At 46.0% G+C, this 19,519-nt stretch carries 15 protein-coding genes; 9 read left to right on the forward strand and 6 right to left on the reverse strand.

The genetic code is table 11. The features are described from left to right. Positions 1 to 525 precede the first annotated feature (525 nt). A complete protein-coding gene (locus tag LDL18_RS05600; protein WP_296507621.1) occupies positions 526 to 1,299 on the forward strand; it encodes an SIMPL domain-containing protein in 774 nt (257 codons plus the stop codon). 42 nt (positions 1,300 to 1,341) lie between these two features. On the opposite strand, the gene LDL18_RS05605 is transcribed toward LDL18_RS05600, so the two are convergent. From LDL18_RS05605 to LDL18_RS05615, 3 genes are read right to left on the reverse strand one after another with little or no spacing between them, the layout of a single operon-like run. Further along, positions 1,342 to 2,883 carry a TolC family protein gene (locus LDL18_RS05605; protein ID WP_296507623.1) on the reverse strand — a complete coding sequence of 514 codons (1,542 nt, stop codon included), beginning with the start codon at positions 2,881 to 2,883 and terminating at the stop codon, positions 1,342 to 1,344. Continuing rightward, on the reverse strand, positions 2,883 to 6,026 hold the full coding sequence (locus LDL18_RS05610) for an efflux RND transporter permease subunit (protein WP_296507625.1): 3,144 nt from the start codon (positions 6,024 to 6,026) through the stop codon (positions 2,883 to 2,885). The genes LDL18_RS05605 and LDL18_RS05610 overlap by 1 nt, the downstream gene beginning before the upstream one ends. Positions 6,027 to 6,029: 3 nt before the next feature. Then, positions 6,030 to 7,199 (reverse strand): efflux RND transporter periplasmic adaptor subunit, encoded by a 1,170-nt coding sequence (locus tag LDL18_RS05615; protein WP_296507627.1) that lies wholly within the window; start codon positions 7,197 to 7,199, stop codon positions 6,030 to 6,032. A gap of 224 nt (positions 7,200 to 7,423) precedes the next feature. Here LDL18_RS05615 and LDL18_RS05620 point away from each other — a divergent pair, with 224 nt between their 5' ends. Further along, complete coding sequence (locus LDL18_RS05620; RefSeq protein ID WP_296507629.1) at positions 7,424 to 8,071, forward strand: TetR/AcrR family transcriptional regulator; 648 nt, start codon at positions 7,424 to 7,426, stop codon at positions 8,069 to 8,071. Positions 8,072 to 8,438: 367 nt separating this feature from the next. Here the strand turns inward: LDL18_RS05620 and LDL18_RS05625 are convergent, their stop codons facing one another. After that, a complete protein-coding gene (locus LDL18_RS05625; RefSeq protein WP_296507631.1) occupies positions 8,439 to 9,215 on the reverse strand; it encodes a cold-shock protein in 777 nt (258 codons plus the stop codon). Between the two features lie 282 nt (positions 9,216 to 9,497). On the opposite strand from LDL18_RS05625, the gene LDL18_RS05630 reads away from it, so the two are divergent. The 5 genes from LDL18_RS05630 to rpoN all read left to right on the forward strand — a co-directional run bounded on the left by LDL18_RS05630 (position 9,498) and on the right by rpoN (position 13,933). Continuing rightward, entirely contained in the window at positions 9,498 to 10,115 is a 618-nt protein-coding gene (locus LDL18_RS05630) for a ribonuclease D (protein WP_025420180.1), read from the forward strand. 32 nt (positions 10,116 to 10,147) lie between these two features. Then, on the forward strand, positions 10,148 to 10,786 hold the full coding sequence (gene lptC / locus LDL18_RS05635) for an LPS export ABC transporter periplasmic protein LptC (RefSeq protein WP_296507633.1): 639 nt from the start codon (positions 10,148 to 10,150) through the stop codon (positions 10,784 to 10,786). 6 nt (positions 10,787 to 10,792) lie between these two features. After that, on the forward strand, positions 10,793 to 11,389 hold the full coding sequence (locus LDL18_RS05640; protein WP_296507635.1) for an LptA/OstA family protein: 597 nt from the start codon (positions 10,793 to 10,795) through the stop codon (positions 11,387 to 11,389). 214 nt (positions 11,390 to 11,603) lie between these two features. Beyond that, positions 11,604 to 12,386: an LPS export ABC transporter ATP-binding protein gene (lptB, locus tag LDL18_RS05645; protein ID WP_011240216.1), complete on the forward strand. Its 783-nt coding sequence runs from the start codon at positions 11,604 to 11,606 to the stop codon at positions 12,384 to 12,386. Positions 12,387 to 12,433: 47 nt separating this feature from the next. After that, complete coding sequence (rpoN, locus tag LDL18_RS05650; protein ID WP_296507638.1) at positions 12,434 to 13,933, forward strand: RNA polymerase factor sigma-54; 1,500 nt, start codon at positions 12,434 to 12,436, stop codon at positions 13,931 to 13,933. Positions 13,934 to 14,015: 82 nt separating this feature from the next. On the opposite strand, the gene metK is transcribed toward rpoN, so the two are convergent. Continuing rightward, positions 14,016 to 15,191, reverse strand: a complete 1,176-nt coding sequence (metK, locus tag LDL18_RS05655) for a methionine adenosyltransferase (protein WP_296507640.1) — start codon at positions 15,189 to 15,191, stop codon at positions 14,016 to 14,018. Positions 15,192 to 15,377: 186 nt separating this feature from the next. Beyond that, positions 15,378 to 17,129, reverse strand: coding sequence for an apolipoprotein N-acyltransferase (lnt, locus tag LDL18_RS05660; RefSeq protein ID WP_296507642.1), 1,752 nt, complete (start codon positions 17,127 to 17,129; stop codon positions 15,378 to 15,380). Between the two features lie 165 nt (positions 17,130 to 17,294). On the opposite strand from lnt, the gene LDL18_RS05665 reads away from it, so the two are divergent. After that, positions 17,295 to 17,924 (forward strand): hypothetical protein, encoded by a 630-nt coding sequence (locus tag LDL18_RS05665; protein ID WP_296507644.1) that lies wholly within the window; start codon positions 17,295 to 17,297, stop codon positions 17,922 to 17,924. A 19-nt stretch (positions 17,925 to 17,943) separates the two neighbouring features. After that, positions 17,944 to 19,371: a retropepsin-like aspartic protease gene (locus LDL18_RS05670; RefSeq protein WP_296507646.1), complete on the forward strand. Its 1,428-nt coding sequence runs from the start codon at positions 17,944 to 17,946 to the stop codon at positions 19,369 to 19,371. Positions 19,372 to 19,519 lie beyond the last annotated feature (148 nt).

Here is a 19,519-nt window from a genome sequence, read left to right on the forward strand (position 1 = left end):
AATAATCCGTACCGGAGCCGTCACTTTAGCACGCCAAGCAATAAAGATAATCAATAAAGCTGTCGCCAATATACCTAGAATAATAATGACCAGACGATGCCTTTTTGCTTGGGCGAGTTCTTCCGCCGTTAAGCCAAAATGGTCGGCTTCGCTGTTTTGATCGTGGTCATGTGTCATCGTCCCCCACTTCCTGTTTTTTGGAGCTGCGCTGTAACCAATAAGGCTTTTAGCAAAAGTATTTGTCGATAAAAATATATTTTCCTTTAGCCAAAAAAAGGCAAAGTAATATAGCTGAAGAAAAGCATCCTTTTACAAAAGGCTAAAAAGGATCTCCATGTCACCAATATAGAAATAAAAATGAACAAAATTTTAATACAAATAATCAAAATAAATTTTCTTATCCCCATTTTTTAAAAAATGGACACAATATATAGATAGAATAAAGAAAATTATTTACTGTATAGTGAAACCTTTCATGACAAATAACGTTTTTTCTTTATGTTATTTCAATATCAGGCCAATAGAATGTCAAAATTAAAATCTCTTTGGAAAATACCTTCGGTCTCCTTGAAAACAATCGCCCTCGGGGGCTTACTGGCAGCTATCCCAGCCATATCCCTACAGGCCGCTCACCCATCGGATATAGAAGCCAATACACAGCTATCCGGCACGAAATTGGTTATTTCTACAACAGGTGAAGTAAAGGCCACGCCCGATCTGGCAACAATCACCGCGATGACCAGTGCCGACAGCGCGACCGCCGCAACAGCAACCGCTGAAAATGCCAAAAAAATGACGAATTTGCTGGCAAGTCTTCGTGAAAGCGGCCTCAGCAATGACGATATTGAAACGCGGAATATTAATATAAGCCCGCGCTATCGTTACGACCAAAACAAGCCGCCGCAGCGTATCGGCTATCAGGCACGTAGTTCGATACAAATTCACATCCGCGATTTGAACCGGATTGGGGCGATTGTTGACAAAATGGTGCAGGCCAATGTCGAAGACCTCGAAGGGCCCAACTTCTCACTGTCCAATTCCGATCAGGCACAGGATCAGGCGAGAATGAAAGCTATTTCGGCTGCTAAAAGTCGTGCTGACCTTTATGCCCGCTCGCTCGGTATGCGGGTTAAACGGATTGTGTTTATTTCAGAAGGACAGCAAAATACCCCATCAGCTATCCGCCCGATGATGATGGCCGTCAGCACCCGTTCGGCTGATGCCGCTCCGGCAACGCCCGTTATTTCAGGGCAGCAAACCGTCTCGGTAACAATCAAGACCGTTTTTGAATTGGAATAAAAACACTTTCAGGATCAGCCTCTGGCTGATCCTGAATGATCATTATCGATGGGCAGAATTGGCGGCTTTATCGGTTTTATCAAAAGATCCCGCTTTTTCTTTCACTCCACCGCCCAAAGCAGAATAAAGCGTCACCAAATTTTGATAACGCGCAACCCTATTCTGTATCGCCTGATATTCAGCTTGGTAATAAGTCTGCTCGTAATTAAGCATGGTGATAGCGGAATCACTACCTTGATTCTGACGCAAACGCGCTAAATTCCAGTTATTTTCCGCCTTGGAAGCCGCTTGGGTTAAGGCGACTTCCTCACGACGATAAGTATCACGTCCGACTAAAGCATTCGACACATCACGGAAAGCACTTTGGATGGCTTTTTGATAGGCCGTAATCTTCATATCGCGCTCGGCCTTGGAAATTCTCAAATTGGCGCGATTTTGCCCCCAGTTAAAAATAGGCACGGTCAATTCCGGTTGGAATCCCCATGTATTCGCTGCCGTAGTAAAAATCTGGGAAGGCTTAAGGCTTGAGTTACCAACCGAAGAGGTCAAAGACAGTCTTGGGAAAAAAGCTGCTCTAGCTGCCCCAATATCGGCATTAGCTGCCTTTAAATCATGCTCCGCCGCTCGAATATCAGGCCGGTTTTCCAAAAGGTCGGAAGGCAAACCGGGCGATAAATCTTCGATGATATTTTGCTCACCAAAGGGCAAAGGCTGCGGCAAATTATCGGGCAAAGGCTGCCCGATCAGCAAAACAAGATTATTTTCTTCCCATGCCATTTGGCGCTTTGCCTGCTCCCGCAAATCTGCTTTTTGCTGGAACAAAGTTTCTGCCTGATTGACCGTCAAAAGGCTCGCCTCACCATGATCAAGCAAAGCCTGCGTCAAATCCAAATTCCGCTTGGCCGCCTGATAGCTTTCTTCTGCAAGATTCAAAGTTTCTCGATCTGCCAACCAAGCAATATAGCTATTTGCCACCTGCGAAATCAGCGTGATCAAGGTGCCTCTGGCCGTCTCTTCCTGCATCAAAGCTCTTTCAGCCGCTTCCTTGCTTAAACTGCGGATGCGGCCAAAAATATCAATTTCATAGGAAGAAAAACCGATGCCCATCGAATAATAATGGAAACGTGGAATATCTTCACCGACACCCGGGGCAAAACTCAAACCGGATTTACCCGAAGGCTGCTGATACATCACTTCGCCAGTGCCACCGATTGCTGGCAACAAGGAAGCGCGCTGCACTCGATATCTGGCTTGCGCCTCACCGATTGCCTGAATAGCTGACCGCAAATCGCGGTTTTCGCGGATCGCAATTGTAATCAGGGCTTTCAGGCGCGGATCTTTGAAAAAATCCTGCCATCCCAAATCGGCTGCCATAGGATGCGACTTCATTGAAACGTTATCAGTCGCAGGCAATGCCGCCGATTTCGGCCACTGCGGTGCCACGGATGCTGCCGGACGATGATATTTCGGTGCCATCGTGCATCCAGCCAACAGAATATGGGTCGATAAGAATAGCGTTACAGGATAACGCCATCCTTTTTTACTCCGCTTAATCAGAGCCGAAGAAGCCGAAAATAAAGTCATCAGGCTGCTTCCTCCGCATTCAGCTTGTTTGGTTTGACTCGAAACAGCTTCAAAACCACCACAAAGAAAAGAGGCACAAAGAAAATCGTCAACAAGGTAGCCGTCACCATCCCACCTACAACGGCTGTTCCGATAGCGATACGTGCTGCCGAAGAAGCCCCTGTTGCGATACTCAACGGAATAACCCCCAAAACAAAAGCAATAGAGGTCATCAAAATAGGCCGTAGCCGTTCACGGCCTGCCTGAACCACCGCTTGTAAAAGGGGCACGCCATTATCAAAAAAGGCTTTTGCGAATTCGACGATCAAAATAGCGTTTTTAACGGTCAAACCAACGGTCGTCAGCAAACCGATCTGGAAATAGACGTCATTTGACAATCCACGCATCAAGGTTGCCACAACGGCACCCAAAACACCCAAAGGCAGAACCAAAATAACCGATAACGGCACGGCCCAGCTTTCATAAAGCGCGGCAAGACAGAACAGAACCACAATCGCGGAAATCGCATAAAGAGACATAGTAGACGAACCTGCCGCCTGCTCTTCAAAGGATAAACCTGTCCATTCATGCCCAACGCCAGCTGGCAATTTATGAACAATCTCGGTCATCGCCTGAATGGCTTCACCCGAGCTATGTCCCGGCGCAGGCGCACCCATAATTTCGAAAGAATTATAGCCGTTATAATTTTCGACTTTCTGCGGGCCCGTTTGCCATTCGCCTGTCATAAAGGCACTAAAGGGAACCATCGTGCCGACATTATTTCGCAGATACCATTTGGAAAAATCGGAAGGCAGCATACGCGCTTCCGGTGTTCCCATTAAATAGACCTGCTTCACACGGTCATCACGCATAAACTGATTGACGTAAATCGACCCCAAAGACCCCTGCAAAGCCACATTCACATCATTCGGGGTCAATCCCATCATAACGGCTTTGCCGTAATCAACAGTCAAATGATATTGAGGGGCATCTTCCATACCATTCGGACGAACACCACTTAAGCGGGGATCTTTCGAGGCCAATGCCAATAACATATTACGGGCTTCAAGAAATTTTCCATGACCGATATGACCGCGATCTTCCAATTCAAGATCAAAACCGGTGGCATTACCCAAGTCGCGAACCGCTGGCATATTAAAGGCAAAAGTCATCGATGACGGATCACCCCAAAAATGCATCATCGTCCGCATCGCCAATGCCGAAGCACTTTGTGAAGCTTTCGGACGCTGATCCCAAGGTTTCAAACGAACGAAGAAAGAACCAGCATTCTGTCCCTGACCACCAAAGTTAAAACCGCTAACCGTCATCACCGATATGACGCTGTCTTTCTCTGCGGACAGAAGATAATCATTAACCTTGCGCACCGCTTCCGACGTTTGTTCTTGGGTTGCCCCTGGGGGTAAGGTCACCTGACCAATAAATTCACCCTGATCTTCATCCGGCAAGAATCCGGTAGGCAAGCGAGTGAATAAATAGCCAACGGCCAAAACAATGACCAAAAAGGCAATGCCCCCTTTGATGGAACGTCCTAGCAACCAAGACACGCCCCCCAAATAACCGTTATTCAATCGGTCAAAAGCACGGTTGAAGCCATTAGCTAAACGACCCAAAATACCGGGTTTTTTATCGGCTTGGTCGTGGTCAATCGGCTTTAACATGGTTGCACAAAGGGCTGGTGTCATAATCATCGCAACAAGGACAGACAGCCCCATCGCCACCACAATCGTAATCGAAAATTGGCGATAGATAACGCCCGTTGACCCAGAAAAGGCTGCCATGGGCAAGAACACGGCTGACAAGACCAAAACGATACCGATCAAAGCACCAGAAATTTCATCCATCGAGCGCTTCGCCGCCTCTTTCGGAGGCAGCTTTTCGTCTCGCATCAAACGTTCGACATTTTCAACAACGACGATGGCATCATCAACCAACAAGCCAACAGCCAAGACCATTGCTAACATCGTCAGAGTATTGATTGAAAAACCAAGGACAGAAAGCACACCAAAGGTGCCTAACAACACCACTGGCACAGCAATCGTCGGGATCAAAGTAGCACGGAAATTCTGCAAGAAGATCAGCATCACCAAGAAAACAAGCGCAATAGCTTCCACCAAGGTTTCAATAACCTCATGGATAGAAGCCGTCACAAATGGCTTGGTATCAACCGGATATTCGACCTTCAAACCATGAGGAAAGAAAGGTTCCAAATCGGCCAAACGTTGACGGATCAACTTTTCAGTTTGAAGCTGGTTTGCTCCCGGTGCCAATTTGATCGCAATACCTGAAGCAGGCTGGTTATTATAGCGTACATCAAAGTTATAACTTTGCGCGCCTAACTCTACCTTAGCGATGTCACCCAATTTGATTTGTGCGCCATCAGGCAAAGCCTTGACCAGAATATTTTTAAACTCTTCAGGCGAGGTCAGACGGGTTGGGCCAATAATGGTCGCATCCAGACGAATACCCTGAACCGCAGGCAATCCACCCAACTCACCGGATGAAAGCTGAATATTCTGAGTAGAAATAGCTGATTGGACATCCGCTACAGTCAAATTATATTTGTAGAGCTTTGCCGGATCTAACCAAACCCGCATCGCATATTCAAAACCGAACAGAGTGTAATCGCCGACACCTGAAACACGGCTCAACGGATCGGCAATATTCGATGCCACATAATCGTTGATGTCCTGATAGGACATACTGCCATCAGTCGAGATGAAGGACATAATCATCATAAAACTTTTGGCAGAACGGTTAACCGTAATACCCTGATTGACCACATCCGACGGCAAACGAGGCTGCGCTAATTGCAATTTATTCTGAACCTGCACCTGTGCGATATCGGCATCGGTGCCTTGCGCAAAGGTCAAATCAATCGTCATCTGACCTGATGCAAAGGAAGAGGCCGAAATATATTCCAGATTATCGATGCCATGCATCTGCTGTAAAATAGGCCGAACAACAGTATTGTTGATCGTTTCAGCTGATGCTCCCGGATAAGACACACTGATCTCAATCTGCGGAGGAGCAACATTTGGATATTGAGCAATAGGCATTTTAACAATCGCCAAAGCACCCAATAACATGATGATAAGACCAATAACCCAAGCAAAAACAGGGCGGTCAATAAAATAGCGAGCCATAATTTACGCCTTGCCGCCCTTCTTTTCTGGCGAGGCCTCTTTGGTAAGAGAGGCCTCTATCGGATGAACTTTGTCGCCAATATTCACTTTTTGAAGACCGGAGACCAAAACCCGTTCGCCTTTTTGCAAACCAGATGTCACAGCCCATTGCGTTCCGATGGCTTCACCTGTTTTTATCGGGCGCGCTTCAATAACATCGTCTTTATTGACGACATACAGCATCGGATCACCGTGGTTATTTCGGAAAACGGATTCTTGTGGAACCAGCAAGGCGTTCGGATCAACGCCCTCTTCTATACGACCATAAACAAACATTCCGGGCAGCAACAAATGTTCAGGATTTGGGAAAACCGCACGAACAACAATGGTCGATGTCTGGGTGTCTGCACTGACTTCGCTTAAAGCCAGCCGCCCTTTTTGATTATAGGTCGAATTATCGTCGAGAATAAGAGAGACCTCGGCATCATTGCCGTTCCGTTTCAAAGTTCCCGCTTTTAACTCACGCCGCAATCGTAAAAAATCGACTGTTGGCAAATTCACATCGACATAAATCGGGTCAAGGCGGGTTACAATCGCCATATTTGAACTTTGTCCCGATGTTACCAAGGCACCGACCGTCGTCAAAACGCGCCCGATCCGTCCCGTTATAGGTGCCGTCACACGGGTATATCCCAAATTAACAGCAGATAATTCAATATTCGCTTTGGCTTGGGCAATATCAGCCTTGGCCGCGCGATCGGTGGCCAAAGCATCATCATAATCCTGACGACTAATCGCCTGTGCCGGAGCCAAAGCCTTATAGCGTTCTAATTTCGCAGCCGCCGTTTTTTCTTGTGCTTCAGCATGGGCTAATTGCGCTTTATTAACGTCATAAGTCGCTTGATAAGGAGCCGGATTGATAAGGAATAGCGGCTGCCCTTTTTTGACATCCGTACCTTCGTTAAAATAGCGCGCCAAAACGACCCCATTTACCTGAGGTCTTACTTCCGCCACCTCATAAGCCGAGGTGCGGCCGGGCAAAGTGCTATGAATGGTCAAAGGCTGCGTTTTTACGGTAACAAAACTAACATCTTGCAATACCGGTTCGGCTTCTTGGGATTGATGGTGACAAGCCGTCAGCATCATCAAGACTGATCCGGCAAAAACAGATATTGGAGCAATTTTTCGTTTCAACCGGAAACCCCTATCCTGATCTTGTGCTATTGGATTAAAACATTTTGAAAATTTTTTTAAAAAGACTGTCTCGAATCTGATAATAAGAAACTCTTAAGTTTCTTATTTGAAAAGTATCTGGCTCCTATAAAGAGGTCAAGACCCAAAATTCTTTCATTTGGTGAAAAGAATTTTCCTGCATGATTTGAACCATCATCCTATTAAAAGGACATTATTCAAATACTATGACACCCGATCAATCTGATAAAAACGCTTCAAAACGCCATGTCGGGCGGCCTCCACAGCTCGATGAAAAAAAACGCTGCGCCCTTATTTTAAAAGCCGCTGCAACGGTGCTGCAAACGCATGGCTATGATGGTTCCAGTATGGATCGGGTTGCCAGTCAGGCGGGCATGTCAAAAAAGACGGTGTATCAAATGTTCCCGTCAAAAAAGATATTATTCACCAAATTACTGGAAGATCGGCTTTTCTCGATTGAATGGCCAGAAGAGAAAATCTGCGAAGACCCAGAAGAACATCTCTACTCTCTATTGATCGCTATTGCTCAAACTCTTCTAAGGCCGGATCGGGTCTGCCTGCTTCGCATTTTAACCGTCGAACATAAATCAGAAGAAATGCGGCATATTTTTAGCGATATTTTACAAGGGCATACTGAAGACAATCTGACGCGCTGGTTCTCCGAACAACAAGACAAAGGCCGCTACCATATATCTGACCCGATAAAATATGCGGATATCATTTTTAATATGACTGTAGGGAGCTTGTTACTCGACCGACTGTTCGGTTTAGAAAAGCGCCCTGTTGAAGACAATTTTCGAGATGCCATTTCAATTTTTTTACGGGGTATTCGTATCAATCCTGAAAGTGAATAGACCTGATCTTCATCGCGGGACTATAAATTATTAGCTCGATGCAAGCGTGTCATCAGGCATTTTCATCGCCCTGTTTCTAAATAATAGCGCATTTTATAAAAACAGACATCTTCTGCTTTTAAAAAAGCAAGGATCAAGCAGACGTCATGCCCCTAAACAGATTCATCGCCCAAATCTGACTTGTAGCAACAGCAATCAATTCTGGCTGTTCTGCGACAATATACTCTTATCGCTATTTTTTGCTCTCATTTCCAAAGATGAAGTGGTTTTTTCAAAATCTATCAGCACATAATAAGACAATGAAGCAGAACAAAAAAAGACCGGCTGGAGAAACCAACCGGTCTTTTTGTTAGAAAATCAGAAAGACTTAGTCGTCCAACTGAGCAAGATTGACGGCAGCATATTTACCACGGCGGTCTACTTCGAGTTCAAAGGAGAGACGATCTCCTTCGTTCAAGCTCGGCAGACCTGCACGTTCAACGGCAGAAATATGAACAAAAGCGTCAGGCTGACCATCATCACGCTGGATGAAGCCAAAGCCTTTCATTGCATTGAAAAATTTAACGGTGCCGCTGGATTTTTCACCCGTCAACTGACGCTGCGGGCCACCACGGCTACCACCGAATTCACCACCGCGCGGAGCAGGGGCAGATTCTGTAATGGGCAAAGGTTCACCTTCGATGCCGAGGTTGGTAGCAGAAACGCGACCACCACGATCGACCAAGGTAAAGCTTAAAGGCTGACCTTCAGCAAGACCGGTCAATCCGGCCTGTTCAACGGCAGAAATGTGAACAAACACATCTTCACCGCCATCATCGCGAACGATGAAGCCAAACCCTTTTTGGGAATTAAAGAATTTTACAACGCCAGTGCCTTCACCGACAACCTGGGGAGGCATACCGCCGCCGCCATTGCCGCCGCCGCGGCCACCACGGAAACCGCCGCCGCCGTTGCCGCCACCAAAGCGGTCACCGCCGCCGAAGCGGTCGCCGCCACCGAAACGATCATTACCACCAAAGCGATCACCACCGCCAAAACCACCACCGAAACGATCACCGCCGCCAAAACTATAGTCGTCGCCGCCAAAGCTATCACGTTTATCTCGGCCGCCACGCTGGCCACGTCTGCCTCTATCGAAACTCATGCCCTTAAATACTTTCTTGGTTCGTCCAACTTCAATTCTGGGTATACATCGAACGAGAGACATATACCCTGCTGCGCCGACCGCTCGGCACAACACATATCTTCTTTACCGTGAAAACGCGATAACTGCGAGTAGTTTCCACACCAAACTAACAAATATATTAATAATTCAGATGAAATGAGTGATTAAACAGGTCAAAATAGGCCGAATGATGCTCGAAAACAGTCTAAAAACGGCGGATATGGCTTGAGACAAGCGCCGCTTAGTTCTATGCCGCTTGCCATGACTGTTTATTTTCACGAAGAAGATTTGCCCAAAGATGCGCTTTCTGAGGGGGCTGTAGCCGTTGATACCGAAACAATGGGACTGATTACCCATCGTGATCGGCTGTGTGTTGTTCAAATTTCTGATGGTAAAGGCGACCAACATCTGGTGCGATTCGCACCGGATAGCGATTACAGCGCGCCCAATCTGAAAGCGGTGCTGTCCGACCCGAATCGACTCAAAATTTATCACTTCGGCCGCTTCGACATTGCAGCGATTCTCTATTATCTCGGAGTCATGGCGGCACCTGTCTATTGCACCAAAATCGCCTCAAAACTCGTCAGAACCTATACTGATCGCCATGGTCTAAAGGAACTGGTTCGCGAATTGCTGGGACAAGACATCTCAAAACAACAGCAATGCTCTGACTGGGGCGGGGAAAAATTATCCGATGCGCAGCGGGAATATGCGGCCTCTGATGTTCGATTCTTGCATGGCCTGAAAGAAAAACTGGATATCCGTCTTAAACGTGAAAAACGGGAAGAACTGGCACAGGCTTGCTTTGACTTTCTCCCGACGCGCGCCAAGCTGGATATCGCAGGTTGGTCTGAAACCGATATTTTCGCCCATATGTAAAATATAACGCCGTTTTCAGGATTGATTCTCTCATGCCGGTCATGGCTCCTTCTAATGCATTTATCCAACGCCGATGGGCACTGGCTGGAGGTAGCCATGACAGGATAATCCATATTCTTCGGATTATTCTTCCTGTCGCTATTATTATTGTTGTTGCCATGATGGCGATCACGCCCCTCATCGGGCGGCGCGATCTCAGCTTTATGCTGTCACGCGATCATATTTCGACATCCAAAGAACGCATGAATCTGAAAAAGGCCATTTATCGCGGCCATGACGATCATGGTCGCATTTTTGAACTCAAGGCAGAATCGGCGACACAGCCGGATTCCAGTGATCCGCAGCTTTGGTTGACCGATCTTGTGGCCGAAATCACATTAGACAGCGGCCCTGCTACCGTAACGGCGCCCCATGGGCGTTATAATATGGACAATAATATATTGACCATCGACGGGGCAGCCCAACTGGTTATGGCTAACGGTTATCGTGTTAATGGACAGGATGTTGTCCTTGACCTTGATAAACGACTGATTACCAGTCAACGTCCGGTTTCGGGACAATCGCCGAATGGTCATTTCCAAGGCCAAAGTCTCAATGTAGATCTTATCAATGGCAAGGCTGTTATGGATGGTCGAACCCATACCCATTTTGATCGCCGGTCAGGAGATTAAAAACCAATGTATTCTGGCCTGAAAAATTATAAACCTCGTTCTTTTTTAACAGCAGCGGCCTTATCTCTCTGCGGGTTAACCCTGATCCTGACCCCATTATCCGCTCTGTCAGCACAGGGCTTTCGCCATCACGACACCAATGCGCCTATTGATATTGATGCCGATCACAGCGAAGTGCTTTATAACGATAATCGAGCGATTTATTCCGGCCATGTCCGTGCAAGACAGGCGGACATGACCATCACGGCGGCCTATGTCCGCATTGCCTATACCATGCCCAAAAACTCGAAAACGGGCGAAGCCTCTCCCCAGATGCAAAGGTTGGATGCCTCTGGTGGGGTCACCATCCAAACACCCGATGAAATAGCCAAGGGTGAAATTGCCATTTATGACGTGCCGAAAAGACTGGTCACCTTGGTCGGCCATGTTGAAATGGTGCGCGGCGATTCTGTCGTGCATGGGGCAAGGTTAATTATCGACCTTAACACCGGAAAAGGCACGATGGATGGCAGCCTTGTCGGTTCTAATGGCAGCCAAGGAAAAGGACGAGTAACCGGCCATTTCGTGGTTCCGCCCTCCAATCAGGATAACAAAAAACAATAAAATTTTAATAAAATAGTCTGATAAAATGCCCGTCTTGTTACCCATAGGACGGCCAAAATAAAAATATATCGGGGGAAATATGTTGTTATTTATTTTCCCCATTCATATTTTCTTTATGAATACGCTAAGATAACAACCAAAAGGTTGCCTGTTTTTCAATCGGTTAAGCAGGTTGCCTCTTTTTTTCTGCCTTTTTCCCGATATGGATTTGAGAATGACTTCTGCCCGGAAAACCAAGGACAGCCTTTCTACGGAAGCCTACGATTCAGGTGTATCGCAAGGCTTATCCATTATTTCTATCGCGAAATCCTACGATCACCGGCAAGTGTTGGAAGATGTTTCCTTAAATGTTGGTCGTGGTGAAGTCGTTGGCCTATTGGGGCCCAACGGGGCAGGTAAAACGACCTGTTTTTATTCGGTCATGGGATTAGTCAAACCGGATGCAGGCCGAATATTGCTCGACGGCCATGATATCACTGGCTTGCCGATGTATCGCCGCGCTATTCTGGGGCTAGGTTATCTCCCGCAGGAAACCTCTATTTTTCGTGGCTTATCAGTAGCACAAAATATCGATTCCGTCCTTGAACTCCATTATCCCGATAAAAAAGCCCGTAAAGAAAGACTGGATCAACTTCTTTCCGAATTTCACCTGACTAGACTTTATGATTCTCCAGCAATGGCGCTTTCTGGCGGTGAAAGACGACGCTGCGAAATTGCCCGAGCTTTGGCGGCCAATCCGTCCATCATGCTGCTGGATGAGCCTTTTGCCGGTATTGACCCGATCTCGATATCCGATATCCGCGATTTGATCGAAGACCTCTCCAACCGTGGAATCGGGGTGTTAATTACCGATCATAACGTCAGAGAAATGCTTGATATCGTTAATCGGGCTTGTATTATCTATGGCGGTCGGGTGCTTTTCCAAGGTACGCCAGAGGCCTTGGTTGCCGATGAAAATGTCCGACGGCTCTATCTCGGAGAAGATTTCACCCTTTAAAATCCGGCTACGTCTGACTGACTGATAAGCAGGAGTGATAAGACAGGTTGCTAAGTCCAAGACTAGATATACGACAAAGCCAGTCTTTGGTTATGACGCCGCAACTTCAGCAGGCGATTCGTCTTCTTGCGCTTTCCAATCTTGAAATCGAAAGCTTCATTGCCGAGGAATTGAACAGCAATCCCCTCCTCGAAGCCAGTCATAACGAAGAGGCCTCCGAAAGCGGGGCGGAAAATCATTCTGATATCCCTGATGCCTCAAACGCCGACGATAATAACCCAACAGAGTATAATGACCCAAGTGACAGTCTTGATGCCGATTATGCACAAGAAGTCTTTCATCATGATAGTCCAGCCGATAACCCAAGCAGCTTTACAGAAGGCGGATTAGACGGCAGCCTAGGCTTAAACAGTATTCAATTATCAGGCTATGACGGGCTTGATCGGGAATTAACAGATCGAAATCAGGAAAGTCTGGCTGATCATCTGGAACATCAGGCTAGATTGTGCCTAACGGGTGAAAAGCTAGCGATCGCCTGTCATCTAATCGACCTGATTGACGAAGCCGGATATCTAACCGAGTCTTTATCTTCCATCGCCTCGCATCTCAATATTACAGAACAGGAAACGCTTGAGATTTTAAAGGTCATTCAAGGCTTTGACCCGACCGGTGTTGGCGCCCGCAATCTGGCAGAGTGTCTGATGCTCCAAGCCGAAGAAGCCGACAGACTTGATCCGGCGATGCGAAAACTGATTACCAATCTCGAATGGTTGTCACGCGGGGCATTACCCCGTTTAAAAAAGCTCTGTCAGGTCGATGACGAAGATTTCGCCGACATGATTCAAGAATTGCGGAATTACAACCCGAAACCGGGGCTAAAATTTGGTTCATCCCCTATCCAATCGGTTACACCGGATATTTATATTAAACGGATGAAAGACGGCTGGGCGATCGAACTCAACAATGCCACACTTCCGAAATTGCTAGTCAATCGCGCTTATTATTCTGAATTAAAAGCCCAGAAAACTGACAAAGCAGAGCAAAAAAACTGGCTGGACGAAAAATTGGCAAGCGCTAACTGGCTGGTCAGAGCTTTGGATCAACGCGCCCGCACAATCATCAAGGTAACAGAAGCCATTGTCCAATATCAGGAAGGCTTTTTTCTAAAAGGGATCGAACAGCTCAAACCGCTAACGTTGCGGCAGGTAGCCGAAACCATCAACATGCATGAATCCACGGTCAGTCGGGTTACGAACAACAAATATTTCTCCTGCGAACAAGGGATATTCGAATTAAAATATCTTTTCTCCAGCGGGATACAATCCAGCGGTTCCGAAGAAGGTGCCGCAGCCGAAGCCGTTAAAAGCCATATTGCCCGCTTCATCGCCCAAGAGGGTGCAAAAATCCTATCCGATGACAAGCTGGTTGAACTGCTAAAAGCAAAAGGCTTCGCCATCGCTCGCCGAACAGTCGCCAAATATCGGGAAGCCATTGGCCTAGGCTCCTCTGTGCAACGCCGCCGCCAAAAAGCGATCAGCGCTTCATAAAAAGCCTAACCTACAAAAAAGCCTGCTTCCTTTTCAGAAAACAGGCTTTTTTAAAGGATAATGTCAAAAGACAATTCCAAGATCAGGCAAAAGCGGCTTTCAGCTTATCAACCAGATCGAGTTTTTCCCACGGGAAGAAATCACCCTCGGCTTTACGACCGAAATGACCATAAGCAGCAGAAGGCTTATAGATCGGCTTGTTCAACTTCAGATGGGTGCGAATACCCTTCGGAGTCAAACGGATCAGCTTCGGCAAGATTTCTTCAATCTTGGCTTCATCAACCGTGCCGGTGCCATGAGTATCGACATAAAGCGACAGAGGTTCAGAAACACCGATGGCATAAGAAAGCTGGATCGTTACTTTCTTGGCTAAACCGGCGGCCACGATGTTCTTGGCAAGATAGCGGGCAACATAAGCGGCAGAACGATCGACCTTGGTCGGATCTTTACCCGAGAAAGCACCACCACCATGAGGAGCGGCACCGCCATAGGTGTCAACGATAATCTTACGCCCCGTTAAACCGGCATCACCATCAGGGCCCCCGATTTCAAACAAACCGGTAGGATTGACAAAAATAGCCTTGTCATCCGGCATCCAACCTTTAGGCAAAACATCTTCATAAACCGATTTGACATAGTCGCGCAGCTTAGCCTGACCTTCTTTCGAGCTTAAAGCTGGACTATGCTGGGTGGACAGAACCAAAGCAGAAGCTCTGACCGGCACACCCTTTTCATAAACCAAAGTCACCTGACTTTTGGCATCAGGTTCCAGAAAATCGACTTTTTTCTGGTGACGGTCTTCAGCCAGACGTTCCAGAATGCGATGCGCATAATAAAGGGTCGCGGGCATATAGTCAGGCGTTTCATCGGTAGCAAAACCGAACATAATGCCCTGATCGCCTGCACCTTCGTCTTTATCTTCACCGGCATCGACACCTTGGGCGATATCGGCAGACTGCGCATGCAGATGGTTAGCGAATTCAGCCGTTCTCCAATCAAATCCGGTCTGCTCGTAACCAATTTCACGTACAGTTTCACGAACCGTCTTTTCGATTTCTTCTTCACTGACCGGAACAGCCGAACGGACTTCACCGCCGATAATGATACGCTGCGTGGTAACCAGCGTTTCACAGGCGACGCGGGCTTCTGGGTCACGGGAAAGATACAAATCGACGATGGCATCAGAAATCTGGTCAGCAACCTTATCGGGATGGCCTTCGGACACGCTCTCGGACGTAAACAGGTAGTTGCTACGCATAGAAAAAGGATTTTCCTTATCTGTTAAACCTAAAAATGAAGCTGGCCTGACAGTTTCCCGATCAGATAGGGAAAGAATTTTCTGCCTTTCGCGACAGACTTACTTCCCCAAAACCAATCCCCATCTAAAAGTGACACGCTATAGAAAGATGGAATATAAAGATATAAATCTTTCCTTATATCAAGACTAGCGTAACTTAATACGCCCAAACAGGGCAATGAGCAACAGAGCCGTGGCAAAAAGCACACTAATCAAATTGCCATAGCGGGCAAAGAAGGTCGGTTGTAAGGCTTTTGGCATTATCGCTGAAAGATTGCCTTCGATATTTTCCGGTAAAAATTGTAAGATGCGCCCTTCGGCATCAATGATAGCGGAAATACCCGTAGAAGTCGCCCGCGCGATAGGCAGCCCCTCTTCAATCGCCCGCAAACGTGCCTGTGCCAAATGTTGGGGCGGGCCCGATCGGCCAAACCAACTATCATTGGATAAATTAAAAATAAAATCGGGACGATGGGCGCGATCAACGACCCGACCGGAAAAAACGATTTCGTAACAAATCTGGATTCCAACCTTACCAAAAGGTGATAGATCAAGACTTTCCGGCTGCGCCCCTTCGGTAAATTCTATATCACCAGCTACCAGCCGCCCTAATCCGACATAGGCCGCCCATTTCCGAAAAGGCATATATTCGCCAAACGGCACCAGATGGGCTTTATCATAACGATCTAAAATATCGCCTTTGGAATCGAGAACAAACAGACTATTTCGGACAGAAGCAATGTGACCAGAACCATCGGCGATCAAGGCATCGCCGCCTGTCAGCAACAAATCATTTTCACCCAATAACCGGCTCAAAGCCGCCCGCGCTAATGGCTCTTCTTCCAAATAACTCTGCACGGCATCTTCAGGCCACAAAATCAGACGCGGATCATGGGCATTACCCTTGCCTGATAATTTCTCGAAAATAGCATCATGACGAGATTTATAACGAAGATCGTATTTTTCATCCTGCGGGATATTGGGTTGAACAATCACCACATGGGCAGGTGGCTGCACTGATTTTTGCCAATGAATGTCATGCCCATCTATGAGATACCACCCGACAAAAGGCAGAAACATCAAAATCGCCGAGAAGATGGGCTGAATAGCCTGCCCTGTCTGTTTCTTGTTTATGATGGATTTAATTCCGTCATAACAAGATAAGCCTATACCGGCGGCAATAACCACAAGAGCAGACAGACCATAACTTCCGATCCATCGGGCGATATGAGCAACCGGCATCACATTCAGCCAAATCGCGCCCAGTGGACTCCACGGAAATCCGGTAAAAACCCATGATTTTATCCACTCGCCCCATGCCAAACACCCAGCCAAAGCTAGCGTCAAACGCCAAAGCGGTATTTGTGATAAAGATATATTGAAAACAGGCACAGACCGAAAAGCAGCAGACCGAACAAAAGAACGGTTTTTTATCTTCCTTTCCCGCGCTACTTCCGCATCATTCTTCACGGGAAAAAGATGGGATGAAATAGCATCGGCACCCTCGGAGTCTACACTATCGAAAGTCACATCAGACGGCTGAAAAGAACCCGCCTTCCTTTTACTTTGCTGGAAAGAAAGACATAAAAAACGAACAGGCAAAGTAAAAAGCGCAATATAACAGGCTAAATAACAAGACAATAAAGGCACCGCGACCCAACCCAACCATGACGGCATCGCCGCCTGATGGGTAAAAGAAGTCGCAATCCAGTCCAGCCCTAACCAGAAAAAGCCGAAAGCAAAAAACCAACTCACAGCAAAAATCTGCCAAGTCTTTTGAGACCGCCGTAATAAAGCCAGCCAGCCAGCCACAGCCACCAGACTACACCCCCAAAGATTATAAGGCTGTAATCCCAAGGCCGCGACCAATCCGGCCAGAAATGCAAAAATCCAAGTCACAAGACCGGCTATCTCAATAGAAAACGAAAAAGGCAAGACAGATCAGCCATCTATCACTGCATAAAACAATATCCGAAATAAAAATGTCATTTCATATAATAATTGTTGGATAAAAATAGATACACCACTCCATATCACCTTAATATTTATGATATGGAGTATAAAATGGACAACAATTCAACAAATAGGCCTAGACTTGGATCAGCAATCCTTGATCCATTGCTCGATAATATTACCAACAACACTTCCAATAGTATCCTTTCCTCCTCATGGCTTCCTTTGGCGACTTCATCAAAAGATGAAGATGAATTTAATGCTTATAATACACTCAATACTGGAATACAGAGCTTTCGACATCCCAGTGAGAACAACAGGCCTTTCTCACCGCTCACAACAAAAATACTAAGCCTGATTCAACAAAAGCCATGGCAAAGCTGGGATACGTATAAGATAAACAACGGCACATCTTCTCCACGATACATTAGCAATGAAGAAATGATGGAAACTAGTGGATATCATCCATCAGAAGAAACGCCTCCTCCCCCCGAAATTACTGCAGGAATTCACGGTGAAGGTTCAAAATTATTAAAAGGGACAATCAACCTTAATAGACCAAATTATACCACAGGAGTTGAAGTTGAAGATAATAATGGCAACAAAAACTTTGCTTTAAAATGCAACAAAAATACTAGAACATCAGATAATAAAAGTTCAAATATTGGAATACATGGACAAGTAGGCACAGAGAAAAAACCAAAATTCTCTGTAGGAGTAAATGGAACAATTAATTTTTAATAAATTATAGGAAACAAAAATGATTAAAAAATACCGATTTCTTCTCTATCCCCTTCTTTTAAACAGTTTTCTTCTGCCAGAATTAAAAGCTGACAAGCCCATTGTCTCTCCAAAATTGATCGAACTTCTCAAGCAACAAATGCCTCAAGCATTAAAAAACGGTATCGAAATTCGGCCGGGCAACGAAGAAATGCAAAGGGGAGTATTAGAAGGAGATGACCTACGCATCGATAAAGCCGCCAATGAACTAAAAGGCAATAACCTTGTCAGCCAATATGCTAAAATAGATAAATTCCGCGTCAAAGGCGACTATCAGAACGCCAACCAGCGGCTAGATATATGCGGTAAAACTTTTTTTCAAAAACCTGATGATCCTGATCTACTTCCGCCCATCAGTGGCGTGGGTATGACCTGCCAACAAATTTTGGCAGGTAATTATTTTCTGGAAGGCAATCTTCGAGATTGGGGTAAAAGCCTTAATTTCGTCAGGAATGTCTATTATCCACCCGTCCGAAAAATCGCAGGATTAGAACAGTTCTCTCTTGCTGATATCGAAATGGGCAGCTTATCGGTTTCCCCAGATTCCATACCCACCTTCATTATTACAGGCATAGATCACCAGCAAAATATTCCATTACAATATCAAATTCCTATACATGAAGATCATAGACGTTTTGCTGAAAATGTTCCTTCCGCAATAGTTTTGTTGAATGGAAAAGAAGTGCCTTTCTTCTTAGAAACGGGTGCTGCTATTGGCAAATTACCAAAAGAATGGAGCCACTCGCCCCATGTCCATATTATCGGACATATTGAGAGAGCAACCAATGCTGCCTCTGAATTTTATAGCGGTGATCTTGGTATCGTTGATGAGCTCAAAATCGGAAAAGCCGTTTTAAAAAACGTTCCTTTCCTTTTTACCGATGTCAACCAAGCCTATCTGGGACTCATGATTTTACAAAAACTAGGTAAAATCAAAATAGATAAACAGCAGATGACCTTTGGCAAGGATATCAATTGCCATTGTCAACAAGATATCCATCTTGGCAGCGCATTGGGGGGCGATTTCCAAACCCTCAAATACCCAATTACTTGGCAAGGTAAAACCAGTCTAGTCGCAATTGACCTTACTGAAGATAATAGCGACTTTACGCTATGGACATTTAAACCAGATTTCACAAAAGAAGAACAAGAAAGCGCATTCCAATTTCCTACAAAAGAAAATGGCAAAACTGTTCTGAGCCAAGGACGTATTGTGAAATCTGATTTATCCATTGATGGGATCAATTATGGAGCAAGAGAAGAGTTTATTGTAAAAGATACTATCCAAGATCCAGCTACCATTATGGGCTTGTTTATCCTCAACAAAGTCACCCTTTATCTCGACTTCATCAATCATAAAGCCTGCCTCAAACAGAACACTTCGGACATTTCGCCCATGCCTCAATAAGAAGATTGGGAGGGGAAAGAAAACATAACCAGAAAACAGCTAGCTTTACCGAGAACCCGCTATGTTTAAGAAATACCGATTGCTTCTCTATCCTATTCTTTTGAATAGCTTTTTTCTGCCTTCTTTACAGGCTAAAGGGAAACTTCCC

Source organism: Zymomonas sp., from assembly GCF_020216885.1.
Lineage (GTDB): Bacteria > Pseudomonadota > Alphaproteobacteria > Sphingomonadales > Sphingomonadaceae > Zymomonas.